The organism is Mesorhizobium sp. M0018, assembly GCF_040323955.1.
In the GTDB taxonomy this organism is placed as follows: domain Bacteria; phylum Pseudomonadota; class Alphaproteobacteria; order Rhizobiales; family Rhizobiaceae; genus Mesorhizobium.
Window position 1 is genome coordinate 97,508 of the sequence record NZ_JAMYVL010000016.1, and the last position, 20,560, is coordinate 118,067.

The window sequence follows — 20,560 nt, forward strand, 5'->3', positions numbered from 1 at the left end:
GGAAGATGCGCTGATCCGCCGGAAAAGGAAATGCGACGGAGAGCCAGCGGCACTCCGTCGCATTGGCTCCGGTCGGCTATTCCACCCAGGACTGGCTGACAATCCAGTAGAATTGCGGGCTGAAGGTGAAGTTCTTCAGCCTGGAAGAGATCACATCGACGCGCTTTGGCGTGAACAGGACAGCGACCGGAGCCTTGTCCGTCACAGCCTTGTCGATGGCGGTCCAGAGTGTCGCGCCCTTGGCCGGATCGGCGATGGTGGCTGCCTCTGCCTCGTCCATCGATGCGTCGATCGACTTGTCGCAGAACCCCGAAATATTGACCGAGGCGTCGGAGCCCGGCGTAAACGAGGCACAGCTGAACAAGACCTGCAGGAAATTCGATGGCGCCGGGTAATCCTGGAACCATTGCGAGATCGAAATCTGCACCTTGTTATTGGTGTTCTGGATGTAGGTGAACTGTATGTTCTGCGAGATCGGCTTGACCGACGTCTTGTAGCCAAGCTGGTTGAGCACATCCTGCAGGTAGACGCCGATCGCTTTGGAGACCGTGGTGTCCTCGGTGATGATCGTCACCTCCTGACCTGCGGTTCCCGATTCAGCGACCAATTGCTTGGCCTTGTCCATATCCGGTGCTGACCACTTCTCGCCCGGATTGGCGGTGAACGGGCAATAGGCCACAAATGACGGGAAGCCCGGTGGCAGGATCTGGCAGGCCGGTTGCGCCAGATTGCTGCCGCCGAACAGCTTGACCATCGCGGCGCGGTCGATCGCGAAGTTCACTGCCTGGCGAACGCGGATGTCGTTGAACGGCGCCAGATTGGTGTTCATCGGCGCGTACCACATCGCTGTCAGCGGATGAACCGTGACCTGCTTGGCATATTTGGTGCCGAGTTCGGCGAGACGGTCGGACGGCGGCGGGTCGAACATCCAGTCCGCCTGGCCGTTCTCGACAGCGGTCACCGCCGCCTCGTCGGTTAGGCCGAATTCGTAGTCGATCTCGTCCGGATATCCGGCCGGCTGCGCTTCCTTGCTCCATTCCTTGAAATGAGGGTTGCGCACAATCTTCATCAGCTTGTTGGGATCGTAGCTGGCGATCATGTAGGGTCCGGTGCCCGGGATCGGATCGGTGCCGGCGTCCTTCAGCGGCGCGCTCGCCGGCAGGATCGACGCGTGCGGAACAGCCAGCTTCTGCAGGAACTCGGCATCCGGCTGGACCAGATTGAAGGTAATGTTTCCGGCGGCGTCGTCGACTGACAGGCCACCTTCGAGGGTACACGTCGCAGGCGTCTTCAAGCACGCATCCGCGCCGACGATGCCTTTGTAGAAGGTCCCGGCCGTCGGCCCGCTGATCTTGAAGATGCGTTGGAACGAAGCCACCACGTCCTTCGTGGTGACATCCGAGCCATCCGCGAATTTGATGCCCTTGCGCAGCTTGAAGACGTAGGTCTTGCCGCCGTTCTCGACCTGCGGGAGGCTTTCCGCCAGGTCCGCGACGACTTCGAAGCCGGTCTTGTCCCCGGCCTTCTTGTAGGTCACCAAGCCATCGTAGAGGACATAATTGATCTGGAAATACTGCAGCGTGTAGTTGATGTGCGGATCGGCGGTGCCTGCCGCGGCATTGGCCAGCAGTCGGAGTGTGCCGCCTGGCTTGCCCTCGGTGGCCAGGGCACTGTTTGCCGGCGACATCATGGACACGCCGAGCAGAGCCAGGCAGGGCATCAACGCTGCAAATGCTTTTTGGGGTCGCATATTTGTTCCCTCATGGAGGCGTCTCGGCTTTTGCCGCGCTGAGCCCGGTCGATCGACCATTGCGCGGCTGAAACAGTCTGGGTTTGCGAACGGTGTCCGCTACTTGGCCCAATCGCAAAAGACTACGGCGAGCGAAGCCGGACGGGATAGCTATTAAGATAGATAGGGTCGGACAGGCTTATCCCCGCCTATTTGTTGAGCAGCCGGCCGACATGGCTATTTGACAAGCAATCATCAGCGGGTAAGCTTGCCCGATGCAAAGCCTTCCAGGCGATCTAGAGAGCCGGTTCCAAACCGGAATGAGCATCGACGCTGCCATGGCGGTGGCAACGGAGGTGCTGGAGCCTATCGGTTTCACCGCATTCATCTACGACTATACGCCCGTGCCGGTCAGTCACAAGGGCGAGCTTATCACGCCCTCGTTGATGGCTCTGCGCAACGTGCCGCGCGACATGCAGGATCTCTGGTGCAAGGGCGGATATTATCAGCTTGACCCGGTGCAGGAGGCCGCGCTCACCGTATCGAGACCGTTTCTCTGGTCGCACAGCGGCGTTCAGAGCACCGTCATGCAGCGCGTGCTCCAGTCCAAGCACGATCCTGTGGTCAGCTATTTGCTTGACACCAGGATGACCTGCGGCGTCACCGTACCCATTCGCCTTGCCGGCGGCGATCTCGCCACCTTCACTGCGATCCGTGCCGATCCGGAGGCCGGGTTCGAGCTCGAAGCCAGACCCTTGATCGCCGAGATCGGAGATCTGGGTCATCTGCTGCATGACTCCGCCTACGCCGGTTTCGACGCCGGAATCCGCACCTGCCAACATGTCCATCTGACGTCGCGCGAACGTCAGTGCCTGCGCCTGGCCGCTGCCGGACTGACGGCCAAGCAGGTTGCGCGTGAGATTGGCCGCGCGGTGCCTACCGCAACGCTGCACCTCAACGCGGCGACGCGAAAGCTTGGCGCGCGCAACCGCTTCCATGCCATCGCGCTCGCCGCCCATTACCGGCTGCTCGAACCGGAGCATTGAGGCTCGCGACCTGCGGGCGATCGGCCTTGCCTCGGGCGAACCCATAACCGGCGAACCTATAAATAGTGCTAGCTGTAAATGCGCTGGGCCGCTTAGTACCGTCGGCCGCAAACAAGGCTTGGGAGGGGTGCACCAAAGTGGCTCCTGCCGCGCCATGATGCGGAGCTTGGACTGTGACGGCACATGCGATCACCGAAGGATTTAGCGACTACAAGGGCTATCGCACCTGGTACCGTGTGACCGGGGACATCGGGTCGGGCAAGCTGCCCCTGGTCGTCGCTCATGGTGGACCGGGCTGCACCCACGACTATGTGGACTCATTCAAGGAGCTTGCCGGAACCGGGCGAGCCGTCATCCACTACGATCAGATCGGCAACGGCAAATCGACCCATCTGCCGGACAAGGGCGGCGACTTCTGGACCGTCGATTTCTTCCTGGGCGAACTCGATGCGTTGCTCGCCCATCTCAGCATTGCCGGCCATTATGCACTGCTCGGCCAGTCCTGGGGCGGCATACTCTCGGCCGAGCACGCCGTGCGCCGCCCTGAGGGGCTCAAGGCATTGATCCTGGCCAATTCGCTGGCCTCGATGGCGCTGTGGGTGGAAGGAGCCCGGCAATTGCGCGCCGAGTTGCCAGCCGATGTGCAAAGTGCGCTCGACCGGCACGAAGCGGCGGGAACCACCGATCACCCCGGATATGTTGCGGCGACGAAGGCTTTCTACGACCGTCATGTCTGTCGCGTCGTTCCGATGCCGCCAGAGGTCGCCCGGACATTTGCGGCAATCGAGGAAGATCCGACCGTCTATCACACCATGAACGGTCCCAATGAGTTCCACGTCATCGGCACGATGCGGAACTGGACCATCGTCGACCGCCTGCATCGGATCGAGGCGCCGACCCTGGTTTTCCGCGGCTTCTACGACGAAGCGACCGAGGCCTGCGTCCAGCCCTTTCTGGATCTTATCCCGTACGTTGAAGGCCTGGTCTTCCCGAATTCCAGCCACATGCCGCATGTGGAGGAAAAGCACGACTGCCTCAGCGCCGTCGGGCGCTTCCTGGCCAAATACGATTGACGTTCCAGCACCAGGCCTTCTGTTCCAACGGATCGTCGACACGACGCAGTCGTCGTGAGGCACATTCAGAAAACCTCGAACCGTCGTCCCATTTCTCCGCCGACGCATATTGTTATGCCTCGGTGATGGCGACGCCACGCTATGTGGATGTCCCGCAAAGGCCTGCAGGGTCGTCCGATGAGGCCAAATCACGGGCAGAATGCCAGATCACGGACAGCATACACGGACAGCATAAAGGAGCCCATTCGAGCGCCTTTTCCATTGCCCGCGGAGGCGGAGGCCTAAACGTTGCGGCGCAGATTGGCATGTCGCCGGCATGGCCGCAATCAGCCTGCCTTCCCCTGAACTGGCATCCCGTCGCTGAAAAACCTGACGGATACGGAGGACCAAGTTGCCGGTGGGTACGGAAAGTATCGGACCCAAAGTTTCGCCAAGCAGTTGCAACCGAATTCATTAGCCGGCGTTAAAGTGCGGGTGATCTAGCGGGGGCATGGGGAGGCTTTCATGCAGACGTATCTCGTCGAGCGTATGGACGGCGACGATGTTATCTCGGTGCGCGTTGTCAACGCGCCGAGTCCGTTCAGAGCCGCAGCCATGATGACGGACGGGCGTATTACCTTCCGAACGTGGGAAAAGGATTGGATCCGCGTGACCGACGAAAATCGGGGACAGATCTATGCATATTGTTTCGTCCCCGGCAGCTATTCCGATACCGAAGCATCGCCGGTATCGCGCGGGAGAACCGCCGAATAGGCAATATGCCTGAATAGCGGCAATTCCATCTTCGACCCCACCGTGGTCTTCGAGCCCGCCTTGGCATGTGTCCGTGTCATGCGCACCACAACAGCCAGCGAGCCCGGCATGATTGGTTCGGCCGGTGGCTTGCGAAACAGGCGAAGTGACTAACCAAGCGTCCTTGAGGAAGATCGGGGCATCATCAGAATGATCGATGAAAAGATTGGGGCGGGGGGCGATAAGTGACCCTAATCTTAGCGTAGGCAACTCATGTCTTCGGCATATTTGGGATCAGAAGTCGCGGATCAGGATCTAGCGGTGGATTGTCAGACAACGACCTCCGATAATTGGTCAAGTGTCCCACAATACGCACTGGATCAGGGTGGTCCCGTACTGCGTCCATTTCAAAGATTGGGCGTCGATTTTACCAACATTGCGGCCTTCGATCACCTGAGAAATGTCGTCCGCCAGTACCCCGACAAGCTTGCAATCAGCGACGGCGCCAATCGTCTGACCTATTCCCAGCTCCTCCGGTCAGTCGAGACGCTGTCCCACCAGATCGCGGCGGCCGTCCCAGACGGACAGGCGATAGGGATTCTTCAGGCCAACTCGGCCTGGTATCCCATTGCCATGCTGGCAAGCATGACGGCTGGGCGGCCTTCGGTGCCACTCAACGCGCGAGATCCTAGCTCGCGTATCCTTGAAATCGTGGCCGGGGCGCGGCTCTCAGCTGTCCTGGGCGAGGGCAATGTCCGACCCGATGGTTTGCCTCACCTGGTCAGTTGGATCGATGTGTCGACCAGTGCGGCCTCGCAGGCTGGGCAAGTGCCTCGTTCTTATTCCGTCTCGGTCGATGCGCCCGCCATCGTGCTTTATACGTCAGGGAGTACGGGCCGGCCCAAAGGCATCGTTAACAGCCAGCGCAGCTTGCTGTGCCGGGTCCAGCAATATGTCGATGCGTGCCACATCAACTCGGATGATGTTTTCCTGCCATTGACAGGACCGGCCACAATCGCCGGGTGCCGGGAGATTCTTGCTGCTCTTCTCACCGGCGCCACCTTGCATCTGGTCGAAGTCGAAGCGGTCGGCTTGCGCGCCGTTCAACGCCTGGTGCGATCCGAAGACGTGACAATCACCTATCTGGTGCCGGCACTGCTTCGCGCGCTTATGGCAGACGGACCTGCAGAAGCGTTCCATTCACTCAGAGTCGCCCGGATCGGTGGCGAGAAGGTGCCCTGGACCGACATCGCCCTGCTGCGCAAGGCCGTCTCCGATACGTGCCTTATCCAGATCGGTTATTCGTCAACCGAGACCACCGGCTCGCAATGGTTCCTGCCGCGAGACTGGCCAGAGCATGGAGATTCGGTTCCAGTTGGCTGGCTGCTGCCTGGAATCACCTTCGCAATTGTCGACGAAGCGGGCCGCCGTGTTCAACCGGGCCGCAGCGGAGAGCTTCTGATCAGGAGCCCGTATGTCCTGCTTGGCCATTGGGAGGACGGGGCGGTTGTGCCGGCAACATCAGACCCGCACGATCCAGGCCTTCGGATTTTCGCGACAGGTGACCTCGTTCGACTTGATGATCAAGGCCTACTGCACATCGTCGGTCGCAAGGGGCGCCAGGTAAAAATCAACGGTCGACGCGTCGAGCCTGCCGAACTCGAACGGGTGCTGCGTTGTGCACCCTCTGTCGCGGATGCCGTGGCAATCGTGACGGCCGCGAATGAGCTTGTCGCCTTTGCTGTTCCTCGGCGCTCGGCCGAAGCGACCTTTTCGGACGAGCTTCGCCAGCTTGTCAGGACCAATCTGCCGCCGCCGCTGCGTCCCTTGCGGTTGCACACGATCGCCGAGATTCCGCGTCTGCCGAGCGGCAAAGTCGACATCACGACACTTGCAGAGATGGATCTTTCAGCCAGAGAGACAGCGGCGACCGCGCGTCCGCTCGAGCCGCGAGGCAAGCTGACTGCGCAGCAGGTCGTTCAGCGGGCATGGACCAGCATTCTCAATACGCGCGTAGCGGCAGGACGCTGGGATGACGCCGGAGGAGATTCGCTAAAGCTGCTGCACTGCGTCATGGAAATCGAAAGCGCCATCGGGCAGGAACTCGGCCTTGAGGCCTTCACCGTCGGGATGAGCCTGGAGCAAATGGTCAAGGCGGTCGTGTCCGCCCAGGCAGGCGATCAAAGCGCGCGCGCCCAGAAGCACGACCCTCCCGTTCTTTTTCTGTTCCCGGGGTCCGTCGGCTATGGCCCGAGCCTTGCTGCCTTTGCAGCAGCGATGGGCAAGGTGACCCGTGTTGCCCCGATCAGGTATCCGGCCCTGGCTATGATACTGCGCGGACAAGACAGCCTCGCCGATATGGCCGACGCCGCCGTCGACCAGATCCGCCGCGCCCAACCCTCGGGCCATGTACGACTTCTCGGCCATTCGCTCGGCGGCGCTGTTGCCTTCGAAGTTGCGGCGCGGCTGCTGGCAGCGGGGCGAACCGTAAAGTTCCTCGGCATCCTCGACACCAGCCTCGTCGGGGAGCGAAGCGCCCGCTGGGAGACGTTTACGCGCACAGTCAATCGAATCCGAACCAACCGCGTGTCCGCTTACCGGATGGCTTGCCGCGCCCTCGCGAAAGTTGCCGTGGCAATGAAGCGTGAGGCACAACTGGTCCAGTTTCTCGACCGCTTCGCTCAAGGACAGTTCAACGCGACGAGCTTTAGAACCAAACTGGAACTGCAAGAGGTTTTGCGGGCGCGAGCTTTCTTCCAGTGGGTGGCAGAGCCAAAGCCGGCTCTGCCGATCACAGGCACCCTGTTCCGCTGTGCTCGACCCGGAATGCCTCTGGCAATCGGCTGGGATAACGTCTTCGCCCATCTGGACGTGATTCCGATCGTCGGCAGCCACATCGATCTGGTTGTAGAGCCTCACCTTACCACCAATCGTCCCCTTATCGAGAAAGCGGTGGCGAAAACCTATTCGCCAATCGAGTCTCGCAAACTGGAGTACAAGCCATCGACCTGATCTCATCATTCGGCAAAGACGCCCTGGTGCTCGACGCTGGCGCGGAAGTCGATCGCATCGTCCAGATCTTGCGCCAGCAGGTCCTTGGCACGCTGCGACGTCGAGGCGTGGTGGTCGGCCTCTCAGGCGGCATCGACAGCTCCGTCGTTGCGGCGTTGTGTGTTCGCGCCTTTGGGAAAGGCAAGGTCCTCGGGATATTCATGCCGGAGCGCCATTCCTCCGGCGACTCACTGAGGCTCGGCCGCATTGTCGCCGCACACCTTGGTATCGAAACGATCCTGGAGGATATGACGCCGGCCCTGGAAGCGATCGGCGCCTACAGACGACAGACCGAAGCAATCCAGACCGTCGTTCCCGAATATGGGGACGGCTGGAAATGCAAGCTGGTGCTCGCCTCGGTTCTCGAGAGCAACGGTCTCAACATCACGCGCCTCACGGTTCAGGACCCCGAGGGCAGGACCGACACAGTGCGCCTGCCGTCGGCAGCCTATCTGCAGATCGTCGCTGCAACCAACTACAAGCAGCGCCTGCGCAAGATGACCGAATATTACCATGCCGACCGCCTCAACTACGCGGTAGCGGGCACGCCGAACCGCCTGGAGTACGACCAGGGCTTCTTCGTCAAGCAGGGCGACGGAATTGCCGACCTGATGCCAATCGTCCACCTCTACAAGACCCAGGTCTACCAATTGGCCGAATATCTTGGGGTGGACGAAGAGGTCCGGCGCAGACCGCCCACCACGGACACCTTCTCGATGGCGCAGAGTCAGGAGGAGTTCTACTTCGCGCTTCCTTATTATCTGATGGATCTGTGCCTCTACGGCTTGAACCATGGGATCGCCGACGAAGACGTCGCTGAGGCAACCAGCCTCACGGTGATGCAGGTCCAGAAGGTTTTCAAGGATATCGACAGCAAGCGGCGCGTCGCACGTTATCTTCACGCGCGGCCGTTGGTGTCCTCTTCAATGGGCGAGGGCTAGGGCGATGTGCGGCATCGCCGGAATTGTGTCGCTGAGCGCCGCAGCGGCGCCCCCTTCCCGGGATGCGCTGATACGTATGGCGGGCGCGCTGGCGCATCGCGGCCCGGACGAGCGCGGCCTTTACCGGGACAGACGTGCGGGATTGGCGCATGCCCGCCTGTCCGTCATCGATCTCGCAAGCGGCCAGCAGCCACTCGCCGGCGCGGGCGACACGATGTGGATCGTCTTCAACGGCGAAATCTTCAATTACGTCGAGCTGCGACAAGATCTGGTCGCGCTCGGTTATCGCTTCCGCACACGCAGCGACACCGAGGTCATCGTCCATGCCTATCATGCCTGGGGCGAGGCCGCCTTCGAGCGAATGAATGGGCAGTGGGCAGTCGCCATCTGGGACTCCGTGGCAGGTCGTCTCGTCTTGTCTCGGGATCGGTTCGGCATCTGCCCGCTGCACTTTTGCGAGCATGGCGGGCGGCTTTACTTCGCCAGCGAGGTGAAGGCCATTTTCGCGGCCGATGCGGATATACCCCGCGCCTTCGATCCAGCCGGCATCGATCAGACTTTCACACTCTGGACTGTCGCGCCGCCACAAGGCGTGTTTGGAGGAGTAAGCGAACTCACGCCGGGGCATGTCCGCATTTATGACAGCGGCGTCGTCCGGGAGCGGGCTTTTTGGAAGCCTGACTATCCAGAGGTTGACGGACCCGGCGATGATGAATTCACCGGCTCGCTTGATGACGCGGTGGAGGAAGTGCGCAGCGCCCTGGAAGCCGCGACGGCGCTCAGGATAGTACGCGCCGACGTGCCGGTCGGCTGCTATTTGTCCGGCGGGCTCGACAGCTCGCTGGTCGCCACGCTGGGGAGACGCTTCGCGGGCGAGCGCTTCCAGACTTTCTCGCTACGTTTTGCCGACGCCGAGTATGATGAGACGCATTTCCAGCGCTTGGTTGCCGGCGTGGCCGGCAGTGACCATCATGAGGTGGTTGTTTCGCGCAGCGATATCGCTGGCATCTTCCCTGAGGTGATCTACCACACCGAGCGGCCAATCCTCAGGACCGCGCCGGCGCCGCTGTTCCTGCTCTCGAGACTGGTGCGCCAGCACGGCATCAAGGTCGTGCTTACCGGCGAAGGGGCCGACGAAATGTTCGCCGGCTACGATTTGTTCCGCGAGGGCAAGGTCCGCCGCTTCTGGGGACGCCAGCCCGCCTCGACGCGACGCTCGCGGCTGCTGGAGCGCCTCTATCCCTATCTCAGCCGCTCGCCGGTGCAGCAGCAGGCAATGGCACGCCAGTTCTTCGGGCGCGACATTCACGCCTGTGACGCCCCTGGTTTTGCGCATGGCACGCGCTGGCGTACCACAAGCGCCATCAAGCGGCTGTTTTCGGCAGACATGCGCGCCCAAACGGAGCGCCGCAACGCCGTGTCCGAGCTGCTTGCCCGCCTGCCGCCGGAGTTTTCGCGATGGGGCTCTCTTGCGCAGGACCAGTACATAGAGATTCAGACGCTGATGTCGGGATACCTGCTTTCCTCACAAGGGGACAGAATGCTGATGGCTCATTCCGTCGAGGGGCGCTTCCCGTTCCTCGATCATGAACTCGTGAGACTCGCGAATTCGCTTCCGGCCGCCTACAAGCTGCGCGTGCTCGATGAAAAGCATGTGCTGAAGCGCGTAGCGCAACCGATCGTGCCGTCGGAAATCGTCACCCGCAAGAAGCAGCCTTACCGGGCTCCCAACGCGCTTTGCTTTGTCGCAGATGGCGCTCCGGCCTACATTCGCGAAGCACTTTCGGAGGCGGCGCTGCGCGAAACGAACGTCTTCGATCCCAAGTCGGTTACCCGGCTCCTGAGCAAGTGCCAGGCCAGCGCCGGCGGCGGCGACCTGTCCAACTCCGACAATATGGCGCTGGTCGGAGTGCTGTCGACGCAGCTTCTCCATCGGCAATTTATCGCGAGCCGTCCAAGTGGGGCCCGCACGCTCAAGCTCAGCATCGATATCGACCGCGAACACCGCGAAGAGGTGCTCGCATGATGCATGGCGCCGTACCGCTCCTGCACGACTATCTCACCCACTCTGCCAGCCGGCTCGGCGAGAAGGTGGCCCTGGTGTGCGGCAATCAACGCGTCACTTATGGCGATCTCGATATGCGTTCGAACGCCATAGCGCACCATTTGACCGATGCCGGAATTGCGCGTGGCGATCGCGTGGTGGTCTTCGCCGACAACACTGTCGAGGCCGTCGTTGCGTTCTGGGCGGTGCTAAAGGCCAACGCCGTGGTGTGCATCGTCAATCCGCTCACCAAAAGCGACAAGCTTGATTATCTGCTCAACGATTGCCGCCCGACGGCACTGATCACCGACAAACACCTGCACTCGATTTTCAGGGAGCCGGCGCGGAATTGCCCATCGTTGCGCCGCATGATCGTCTCCGGGCCGATCGAACACAGCGACCTGCAAGAATTGCCGCATGCTGTGCGCTGGGACGCCGCGGTCGCGGCAGCCCGCAGCACGCCGCCCTGGCGCCGCTGCATCGACATCGATCTCGCTGCGATCATTTATACGTCCGGCTCGACGGGCGAGCCCAAGGGCGTGATGCTGACGCATCGAAACATGATCGCCGCGTGCGCCTCGATTTCCTCATACCTGGCGCTTGCCGAAGACGAGGTGATCCTCAATGTCCTGCCGCTCGCCTTCGACTACGGTCTTTACCAGATGATCATGGCATTCGGCGCGGGCGCCCGGCTGGTGCTTGAGCGCTCATTCGCCTTCCCGGCGCAGATCCTTGGGCTGATCAAGCAAGAAAGGGTGACGGGTTTTCCCGGCGTACCGACCATCTTCGCCGCACTCGGGGAGCTCAGGTCTCTCAGGGATCAGGATTTTTCGAGTATTCGCTACGTCACGAACACTGCGGCCGCCCTGCCGCTCAAGCACATTCTCCTGCTGCAGGAACTGTTTTCTGGCGCCCGCATCTATTCGATGTACGGCCTTACCGAATGCAAGCGCTGCACCTACCTGCCGCCGGAGGATCTGGAGCGAAAGCCGTCGAGCGTCGGGATCGCCATCCCCAATACGGAAATGTGGATTGTCGACGAGCATGACAGCCGGGTCGGCCCCGGCATCGTTGGTCAGCTCGTCATCCGCGGAGCGACGGTGATGAAGGGCTATTGGGGCAAACCGGAGGCGACAGCCAGGAAGCTCAAGCCCGGCCCGCTGCCGGGTGAGCAGGTCCTATACACCGGCGACTACTGCCGGATGGACGCCGAGGGCTACCTCTACTTCGTCGGTCGCGGCGACGAGATCATAAAATCGCGCGGAGAGAAGATAGCGCCGAAGGAGGTGGAAAACGTGTTGATGAACATTGCGGGCGTACGGGAAGCCGCGGTCATCGGCGTTCCGGACGAACTGCTCGGGCAAGCAGTGAAGGCATTTGTCGTGATGGAGCAGGGAAGCATGATCGGTGAAAAGCAGTTGCAGAAAGAGTGCCAGAGACGGCTGGAAAACTTCATGGTTCCGAAGTCCATCGTCATCGTACCCAGTCTGCCGATGACCGACACGGGTAAGCTCAAAAAAACGGCCCTGTCATGAGTCGGTACCAGGGCGAAGTTGATCAGCATTCATCTTTTGTACCGGAGGCGAAATAAATGTTATCTACCAAGGATAGAACCGATACCTGCAGCGAACAAATTCGCGCTTTCCTGGCCTCGAATTTCTATATAGCCGATCCCGAGAGCCTGGAGAGCGACACCTCGCTCCTCGACCAGGGCATCGTGGACTCGACGGGTGTGCTCGAGGTTATCGGCTTCATCGAGGAGACCTTCGGCATCACGGTCGAAGACAGCGAGCTGCTGCCGGAGAATCTCGATTCCATCGAGGGAATTGCGCAATACGTCATGCGCAAGAGAAACTGACGCAAGAGAAACTGATTTCCGAAATCTCGCGCAACTCTGTTTCAACTTCCCGGCCGTTTCTAGCCGCGACAGCGCGTCTACCTGCCGCGGCTGCGATGCTTACGCCTGCGCCCTCGTATGTCCCACAACCACCCTGACCTCACCGGCCTGGTTGGTGACTGCCCGGATACTCTCATAGGCCTTGGAACGCTCGAGCAAACTCATGACCTGCCGATCCTGGCCAAGCCCCACTTCGAAAAGCAGGATGCCTCCGCGCCGCAAATAGCGCGGCGCCTCCTTGAGCACCCGCATGTGGATGCTCAGGCCGTAGGGGCCGGCTGCGAATGCTTCACGCGGCTCGAGCTCGACCAGATGCGAACGGTCGCCCTCGAGCCGTTTTTCCGAAATGTAGGGCGGGTTGCAAACGATCACGTCGATCGTGCCGTCGAGCTCCAAGCCTGAGAAGGCGCTGAACAAGTCGCCCTGAAGCACCGTTACCCGGTCCTCGATTTTAAGATGGGTGACGTTGCGGCGCGCGACCTCCACGCATCCGTCGGTAAGATCGCTTGCCCACACGCGCGCGGTGGGAGCGTGGTGCGCGATGGCGCACGCCAGATTGCCCGCCCCACAGCACATGTCGACAACGCGAGGCACCGGCAGGTTCAGTTGGCTCAGGACATCGAGAGCGGCCTTGCCGAGCAGTTCCGTTTCCGGCCGAGGAACAAGCGCACCGGGCGAGACCAGCAACTGCAATCCCATGAAGGTGCTGCGCCCCCTGCCGTAGGCATCGGCAACATTGATCTCTTCGCTCACGACACTCGCCTCCCCGATTTAGCCGGCGTTGGTGGCCGACGTACCGATGAAGTGTATCTCAAAACCGTTTAACTCTCGATCGACAAAATCAAAACCCATCCGTCGCCAGACGCTTTGAAGCCTTGATGCTACAAAGATGATCATAAGCTTCTGCCGGGTGTCATGATTAGGAATATCTCCTTACCTGACCCGGTTATCCCCAGCCTGGCGAGCCAGTTGCCGAATTCTCAGCCTGGCGTCACGATTTTGCTACATTTTAATCAAAGAAGGCACGTATGTAAGCAATTCGTAATGTTCAGCAGCGGGGCGGGGCTGCTGCTTCCCGGAAGGTTAAAGTTTGTCCCTCATCGAAAGAATCGACGAGATTGCGCGGCAATTTCGCGTCAACGAGCGCACATCATGAAGTCGACCAAAGGGCGCTCGCTCGATCTCCGCTCCGCAATGTTCGGCTGTGTGCACGGCCTCGTCGGCGTAGGCGTTTTCTCGGCATTGATAAATATCCTCGCCTTGACCGGCTCCGTCTACATGCTCCAGGTCTATGACCGCGTGCTGCCTTCGCAGAGCGTGCCGACTCTTATCGGATTTACAGTCGGGATGCTGGGACTTTACGCGGCCTATGGGCTCCTCGATTTCGTGAGGCTTCGCCTGTTGGTCCGCATCGGCAGCCGCCTGCATAGAAATCTGCAGCAAAAAGCGTTCGCAGCCTCGCTTTCCCTGCCCCTCGTCGCCGGGCCGGATGCGAACCGGGTACATCCGCTTCGTGATCTGGACCAGCTACGTGGCTTTCTTTCCGGGCTCGGGCCGACAGTCTTGTTCGACGCTCCCTGGATACCATTTTATATGGTGGTCATCTATCTGCTGCACCCCGCGCTTGGCGTGCTGGCAACGCTCGGCGCATGTGCCGTTGTGTTTTTGACGGTGGTTGCCGAGATCATCGGCCGCAAACCAGCGGCTCGTGCATCTGAGACACTCGTAGCGCAGCGGCTTCTGGCCGACTCCGGCCGCCGCAACGCAGAGGTTGTTCAGGCGATGGGCCTTTCCGCCCCGCTTAGCCGGCGCTGGAACGAGGTCAGTCATCTTTATCTGAAGAACCAGGAACGGCTCTCCGACGTCGTCGGCGCAGCAAGCTCACTGTCGAAGACGCTCCGAATGGCCCTGCAATCATGTGTGCTGGGGCTTGGTGCCTACCTTGTGATCGGCGGCGAGGCCTCGCCCGGCGTGATCATTGCATCGTCCATATTGCTGGGCCGCTCGCTGGCACCGGTCGATGTGGCGATCGCAAACTGGAGAGGGTTTCTGGCAACCCGCAAAAGCTATTCCGAGCTGGCGGCAGCCCTGGATGCTTTTGATAGCCAGCAAGAGCCAATGGAACTGCCCGGCCCGAAGGCTGAGCTTGCGGTCGAGGAATTGACCGTCGCGCCACCAAGCCTGCAGAAGCCCACCATCTTCAATGTAAGCTTCCGCTTGGCGAGAGGCGCAGGGTTGGCGGTCGTCGGCCCGAGCGGCTCCGGCAAGACCACGCTCGTGCGCGCTTTGGTCGGCGCATGGAAGCCGCTTCGTGGCACGGTAAGATTGGACGGCGCCTCGCTCGATCAGTGGAACTCAGAACTGCTCGGCATTCATATTGGCTACCTGCCGCAGGACGTTGAGCTGTTCGACGGGACGATCGCCGACAACATTTCGAGGTTCGGCGGTAAAAGCGACGCAAAAGGCGTGCTGGCAGCTGCCAAGGCTGCGGGCGTGGACAAGATGATCATGCGTCTTCCGCAGGGTTTTCAAACACGCATCGGAGAAGGCGGCGCGGCCCTTTCGGCTGGGCAGAGGCAGCTCGTCGGGCTTGCCAGGGCACTTTACGGCGATCCATTCCTCGTCGTTCTTGACGAACCAAATTCCAATCTGGATGCAGACGGTGATGCTGCTTTGGCCGGCGCAATCCTGGCAGTGCGTCGGCGCGGCGGTATCGTGATCGTCGTTGCGCATCGCCCCTCCGCTCTCGTCAACATCGATCAGGTACTCGTCCTGTCGAACGGGATGCTCCATTCGTTCGGCTCGCGCGAAGACGTTCTGGCAAATGTGGTCCGGCCCTTCCCGCGCCCGGACAAGCCAAACATTGTCGTTCCGCTGCAGCACGGTGCAAGCGGGCATGCGTGAGGTATTGCTTAGTGTCTAACGTGACCATGTCGTCATATGCTGCGGTTGGCGGCGAAGGCCCGCCGACCGGGCAGAAGCCGCAGCCGGATGGGATTCGAGCCAATCTACCCTGGGGTACTCTGGTCCGGAGCCTAGCAGCACATTGTCGTTCCGCCGCACAAGGGTGCAGCCGGGCATATGCGAGGTATCGCTCTGCTGTTGCCGTGTCATACGTCGCAGCCGGTGGCGAAGGCCGTTCGTTGGAGACGAAGCCAGAGCCGGATGGCATCCGGGCCAATCTGCTCTTGGGCCTGGCAACCAGCTTGCTGTTGATCTTTGGCGGCGGGCTCTGGTTGGGATTGACCAAGATTGCCGGCGCGGTGATTGCGCCCGCAACCGTGGTGGTCGAAAGCAACATTAAAAAAGTCCAGCATCAAACCGGCGGCACCATCGGCGGAATCTTCGCTCAGGACGGCGATCATGTGAAGGCCGGCGATGTGTTGGTCAGGCTGGACAACACATTGACCCGAGCAAACCTGCAGATAGTCACCGAGGACCTCAATCGCGCCACCATTCGTCTGGCCCGACTGGAGGCCGAGCGCCAGGGTCTGCCGGAAATGCAGACCCCGCCCGACCTTCGCGCTCAAATGGGCGACCCGCAAGTGGCGGCACTTGTCAGTGGCGAGCGTGCCTTGTTTGAAAGCCGTGCTGCGGCGCTGGCTGGCCAGAAGGCACAATTACAAAGCCGCGCGAAGCAGCTGGAACGTCAGATCGATGGCCTCAAATCGCAGCAGTCTGCAACGGACGAGTCTCTGGATCTGCTGACCAAGAACCTTGCGGATGTCGAATCTCTCTACGCAAAGAAGTTGGTGTCCAAGGAGAGGTTGAGCAATGTCAGCCTGGACAAGACCCGGGCTCGCGGCGAATCGGGACGCCTTGTCGCAGCGATAGCAGAGGTCCAAGCTCACATCAGTGAAACGGACCTGCAGGTGCTTCAGCTCGACGAACAAATGCGGAGCGACGTGACCAACGAACTTCGCGAAACGGAAGCCAAGCAGACCGAGCTCAGTGAGCGCAAGGTGGTGGCCGAAGACGAACTCAGCAGGACAGACATTCGTGCCCCGCAATCGGGCACAGTACAAGAATCCTCGGTCCATACCGTAGGAGGCGTGATTGGCGCGGGAGAGGTGCTCATGATGATTGTGCCCGATTCCGACAACCTTGTCGTCGACGCTTCCATTCCTCCGTCGCGTATCGACGAGATTCATCCCGGACAGCAGGTGTCGATCCGCTTTCCAGCGTTCGACGCCGGCACCACACCTGCTTGCGAAGGCTCGGTCAAGCGCGTCTCAGCGGATCTGATCAAGGATCAGCAACGCCAGCTTTCCTTTTTTTCGGCGCGTATCGACGTCGAGAATGAAGCGACGTGCCTGACAGGAGAGAAAATCCTCAAACCGGGCATGCCCGCCGAAGTCCACATAAGAACCGACGAGCGCAGTGTCTGGTCCTACTTGATGAAGCCCCTCACCGACCAGTTTTCCAGAGCTTTCAGGCAGTAAAGCGGTTGCCACACTCAACCGACAGCGCGGCGGCCGATTGGATCGGGGCGCAGCCGATCTATCGGGTCGCCGCATTTTCGAGAGCGCTGCTGAATCTGACCTCGATCGTGTCTCCCGGCATGACCTCGGTGTCTTCTTGGGCAAGCTGTTTTCGCCATTCTTCGCCGACCTTGCGAATGATCGTGACCTCGGCCTGGATCGTTTCGCCGGCAACCGGCAACGGCAGAGCGGCCGCTCCCGTGGGCTGCAACTTCTGGCTGGCGGCGCGAAGTCTTGCGCCAACGTCGGCAAGACGCACGTTGGTATCCTTCAACTCAGTCAGCAGACCCATTCTTCTTTGGTTGACATTGCGTTCGTGCTGTCTGGTAAAATCGTCCTGCTGACGTCGTGCTCTCATAAGCTCAACCGACGTTTCGAGTGCCCGGCTGGAAGAAAGAACCAAAGCGCGCCGGACATCGGCAAGCCGGGTATTGGTTAGATTTCCGGACTCAAACGCTTTCCTTACGCGCGCCAGCTCGTCTTCGTCCGCCTTCACTCCATCCGCTTCGGCCTGCTCGCGCTTGAGCAGGGTCTCGGTTTGTGCAGCAGCATCCTTGCCACTTTTTTCGAGAAAGCCCTGCTCTTGCCGGAAGTTGTCCAACGAGAGCTTCAGCCCTTCCGCTTCAGCCTGCGCGATCGCCGACGCAAAACTTGCCGGCAAGGGAGATCCTTGTGGTGGCTGCATGTCGAAAGTCGGTTTGTCCTGAAGTTCGGCGCGGATGCGGGCGCTATGAAAATAATCTCTCGTATATTCCCCCCAAAGCGACTCGTAATCGCGCCGCAGATCCACCGGATCCGGGCCAACCTGGTTTGCCCGGGACCGCAAAAGGCTGAAACCGCCTGACACGGCAATCGCCTGCCGCACGGTCATCAGCGGGCGGTAGGCCTGCTGTCCGGGAGTGAGCACGTCGCCGGTCACATAGATCGGCCTGTACTCCGCAACCACGGCGGTCACGTCTGTCGGCTTGATGACGATCATTTGCTCCCGCCCATCAGGCAGACGCTGGTGGAATATCTTGGTCGGCAAGATCGTCTGCATGCGCGTTTGCAGTTCAGCCGGAGTTAAGCCCCCCACCGAAACCATCCCGACTTCGGGAAGCGCGATCGTGCCGTCCATCTGGACCACCGCACGTTGCGTTCGCTCCGGGATGGAGGCAATTCCAATCTCGACGGTGTCGCCGGCAGAAAGTCGATAGGCGACCCGCGGTTCCGCTGCAGCAGCCGTATTCATGGCAGCCAGCATACCGAACACGACAAGAAGCATTCGATCAACGAGGACCATTGGCGGCAATCTCCTTCTGGTTCGACCGCGGCTCTTCCGGCCAATCGAGACGGGTGACGAATTCGTAGACCGGCCCGCCAGGCACGCCCCAGTTGCTCGACCAGATTACCTGTGAGCCGTCGGGGGATGGCGAGGCATGGGTCTCGCTCCAGTAATCGGACGGGACGTTGTGAGTTTGCGTGACGCGTCGAACCTCCCCGCTGCCGTCGAGGCGAAGCGCGATCACCTCTCGCGCATATGGCGCCCAGTCGGGATTGGCAGATATCTCTTCCGGCTTGCCGCCATAGCTTACGAACACCCAACCGCGCCTGTCCAATGCCCGCAGGGATGCATGCTCGGCTTCGCCAAACTTCATAAGTGAGGTGACCTTTCCGTCGGCCAGCCTCCTTTTGATGACGTGATATTTGTCAGGGTCGGACTTGCTGATGCCCACGAAAACTTCGCTGCCATCTTTATCCACCGTCATATCGCCATGGCCGGGGCGATGATGGTCAGTCCACCTCTGCCGCAACGTCCCGTCGACGGAGAAAATAGCCCGCTGCTCTGTGTCCTCGTTCACATTCTGAAAGCACAGGATGTTCGCACCGAGCGGGGAGATCGAGCAGGCGCTGACGGTTCCGGCAAGCTGAGCAAGATCGATGTCCGGAAATTTCCGGCGCTGCTTGAGATCATAGGCAAATACAACCATCGCGCCATCCCCACGGATTGCGCGCACTGCTATGCGATCGCCGTCACGGCTGGGATTGCCTTTGGACGGCCCGAACTGAAGATAACGATAATTCGGTGAAACGAACAGGACGTCTTCGCGATTGGTCCGCGGCGCCCAGGTCGAAATTTTCCGGTCCTGAACGCAGATCATCAGATCGGCATTTTGCGGATGCCATTCGCATTCAGCCGATCGAGCACGACGGAAGAGCGGGACATAGGTCTGCCCGTCGAAAAAGCACATGCCATTGCAGCCGTTGGTGATGACGAGGAGAGTCTGGTCCGAATTCCAGGCCTGGGCGCTGGAATAACGGTGGCTGCAGAATTTTTTCTCGCATACGACTCCATTCCCAAGGGCCCCAGGCTTGGTAATGCGCATGAAAATTGTCCCGAAGGCTGGGTCGGTCGCGGGTTGGAGATAATCGGGCAAGTCCATCGTCACTGGCGCAACAAATTGTCTCGACGCGCTGCTTTGCCGACTGCCTGCCACGGTCAAATCCAACGACAAGGCAGCCGCAATCAACAGAGCCAATCCTCCCGGGCGAAAGCTCATGTCATGTAGCCCATCTCGTGTCGCACCCGGCCTTCGCTGAGGCGCCCTTGCCACCATCCGATGGTCCGCTCCAGGCCTTCGCGCAGGCTGGTCTGGGCACGCCATCCAGTCTTGCTTTCGAGGAGCGAAGAATCGGCCAGCAAGGCACGCACCTCGGAATTCTGCGGCCGCAGGCGGCGCTCGTCTCGGTGGATTGGTTTCTTGCAGCCACTCAACTCGATCACCAGATCCAATATGTCCGAGATCGTCACGGCGCGCTGGCTTCCGGCATTGTAGGCATGGCCAAATTCGAGCTCGGCGGAACCTGCGGTCAAAAACGCCGCCGCGGTGTCTTCCACGAAAGTAAGATCGCGGATCGGGCTTGTGTCTCCCACCATGATCGCCGGGCATTTCTTGTCGAGAGCCTGGCGTATAATGGTCGGTACTATGGCCCGCTCACTCTGGCGCGGGCCGTACGTATTGAAGGGCCGCATGATAACCACAGGGATGTCGAACGATCTGGCGTAGGACTCCGCCATCATGTCCGCGCCGATCTTGGATGCCGAATATGGTGACTGTCCCTGCAACGGGTGCGATTCGCTGATAGGCATTGTCAGCGCGGTGCCATAAACCTCGCTTGTCGAGGTGTGCACCACACGCTCCGTATCCCATTGGCGCGCCGCTTCGAGGACGTTGACCGTGCCCAGGATGTTCGTTTCTACATAGGACTGGGCCGCGGCGTACGAATATGGGATAGCTATCAGTGCGGCGAGATGAAACACGACCGCCTGGCCACGCACGATCCGGTTAAGGAAGGCGCTGTCACGAACATCGCCGCGGATGAGGTTCAACTGGCTTCGAATGGTGTCCGGCAAATCGTCCAGCCAGCCGTGGCTGTCGAAGGAATTGTAGAGAGCCAGCGCAGTGACGTCCGCGCCGCTACGGACGAGTGCTTCGGTGAGATGCGACCCGATGAATCCGTCGGCACCGGTAACCAGAACTTTCCTGCCCTTGTATGCCATGACCCAAGCGTTCCCCCTATGACGT

Annotated in this window: 15 protein-coding genes; 10 read left to right on the forward strand and 5 right to left on the reverse strand. The window is 60.5% G+C overall.

The window, feature by feature from the left end; genetic code table 11:
* Positions 1-76: 76 nt before the first annotated feature.
* The gene (locus NKJ81_RS22040; RefSeq protein ID WP_352541715.1) at positions 77-1,750 is read right to left on the reverse strand and encodes an ABC transporter substrate-binding protein; all 1,674 of its coding nucleotides are present in this window, start codon (positions 1,748-1,750) and stop codon (positions 77-79) included.
* A gap of 299 nt (positions 1,751-2,049) precedes the next feature.
* On the opposite strand from NKJ81_RS22040, the gene NKJ81_RS22045 reads away from it, so the two are divergent.
* From NKJ81_RS22045 to NKJ81_RS22080, 8 genes are all read left to right on the forward strand, one after another.
* Positions 2,050-2,775, forward strand: a complete 726-nt coding sequence (locus NKJ81_RS22045; protein WP_245274646.1) for a LuxR family transcriptional regulator — start codon at positions 2,050-2,052, stop codon at positions 2,773-2,775.
* A gap of 173 nt (positions 2,776-2,948) precedes the next feature.
* The gene (locus NKJ81_RS22050) at positions 2,949-3,848 is read left to right on the forward strand and encodes a proline iminopeptidase-family hydrolase (RefSeq protein WP_352541716.1); all 900 of its coding nucleotides are present in this window, start codon (positions 2,949-2,951) and stop codon (positions 3,846-3,848) included.
* Positions 3,849-4,352: 504 nt separating this feature from the next.
* Positions 4,353-4,601 (forward strand): hypothetical protein, encoded by a 249-nt coding sequence (locus NKJ81_RS22055; RefSeq protein WP_352541717.1) that lies wholly within the window; start codon positions 4,353-4,355, stop codon positions 4,599-4,601.
* Between the two features lie 252 nt (positions 4,602-4,853).
* A complete protein-coding gene (locus NKJ81_RS22060) occupies positions 4,854-7,592 on the forward strand; it encodes an AMP-binding protein (RefSeq protein WP_502904310.1) in 2,739 nt (912 codons plus the stop codon).
* Positions 7,589-8,572: an NAD(+) synthase gene (gene nadE / locus NKJ81_RS22065; protein WP_352541734.1), complete on the forward strand. Its 984-nt coding sequence runs from the start codon at positions 7,589-7,591 to the stop codon at positions 8,570-8,572. Before NKJ81_RS22060 ends, nadE begins: the two co-directional genes overlap by 4 nt.
* A gap of 4 nt (positions 8,573-8,576) precedes the next feature.
* On the forward strand, positions 8,577-10,598 hold the full coding sequence (gene asnB / locus NKJ81_RS22070; protein WP_352541719.1) for an asparagine synthase (glutamine-hydrolyzing): 2,022 nt from the start codon (positions 8,577-8,579) through the stop codon (positions 10,596-10,598).
* Positions 10,595-12,151, forward strand: a complete 1,557-nt coding sequence (locus NKJ81_RS22075; RefSeq protein ID WP_352541720.1) for a class I adenylate-forming enzyme family protein — start codon at positions 10,595-10,597, stop codon at positions 12,149-12,151. The genes asnB and NKJ81_RS22075 overlap by 4 nt, the downstream gene beginning before the upstream one ends.
* A 56-nt stretch (positions 12,152-12,207) precedes the next feature.
* Complete coding sequence (locus tag NKJ81_RS22080; protein WP_023675628.1) at positions 12,208-12,474, forward strand: acyl carrier protein; 267 nt, start codon at positions 12,208-12,210, stop codon at positions 12,472-12,474.
* A 99-nt stretch (positions 12,475-12,573) separates the two neighbouring features.
* Here the strand turns inward: NKJ81_RS22080 and NKJ81_RS22085 are convergent, their stop codons facing one another.
* Positions 12,574-13,266, reverse strand: coding sequence for a N5-glutamine methyltransferase family protein (locus NKJ81_RS22085; protein ID WP_352472474.1), 693 nt, complete (start codon positions 13,264-13,266; stop codon positions 12,574-12,576).
* A gap of 399 nt (positions 13,267-13,665) precedes the next feature.
* Between NKJ81_RS22085 and NKJ81_RS22090 the strand changes: the two genes are divergently transcribed.
* Both NKJ81_RS22090 and NKJ81_RS22095 read left to right on the forward strand, forming a co-directional pair.
* Entirely contained in the window at positions 13,666-15,417 is a 1,752-nt protein-coding gene (locus NKJ81_RS22090) for a type I secretion system permease/ATPase (protein ID WP_352472473.1), read from the forward strand.
* A 239-nt stretch (positions 15,418-15,656) separates the two neighbouring features.
* Complete coding sequence (locus tag NKJ81_RS22095; protein WP_352472472.1) at positions 15,657-16,955, forward strand: HlyD family type I secretion periplasmic adaptor subunit; 1,299 nt, start codon at positions 15,657-15,659, stop codon at positions 16,953-16,955.
* 58 nt (positions 16,956-17,013) lie between these two features.
* On the opposite strand, the gene NKJ81_RS22100 is transcribed toward NKJ81_RS22095, so the two are convergent.
* Genes NKJ81_RS22100 through NKJ81_RS22110 form a run of 3 tightly spaced genes read right to left on the reverse strand, consistent with a single transcriptional unit; the run spans position 17,014 to position 20,535 of the window.
* Complete coding sequence (locus tag NKJ81_RS22100) at positions 17,014-18,276, reverse strand: polysaccharide biosynthesis/export family protein (protein WP_352541721.1); 1,263 nt, start codon at positions 18,274-18,276, stop codon at positions 17,014-17,016.
* Complete coding sequence (locus NKJ81_RS22105; protein WP_352541722.1) at positions 18,263-19,534, reverse strand: hypothetical protein; 1,272 nt, start codon at positions 19,532-19,534, stop codon at positions 18,263-18,265. Before NKJ81_RS22105 ends, NKJ81_RS22100 begins: the two co-directional genes overlap by 14 nt.
* Positions 19,531-20,535, reverse strand: coding sequence for an SDR family NAD(P)-dependent oxidoreductase (locus NKJ81_RS22110; protein ID WP_352472469.1), 1,005 nt, complete (start codon positions 20,533-20,535; stop codon positions 19,531-19,533). Before NKJ81_RS22110 ends, NKJ81_RS22105 begins: the two co-directional genes overlap by 4 nt.
* Positions 20,536-20,560: the final 25 nt, after the last annotated feature.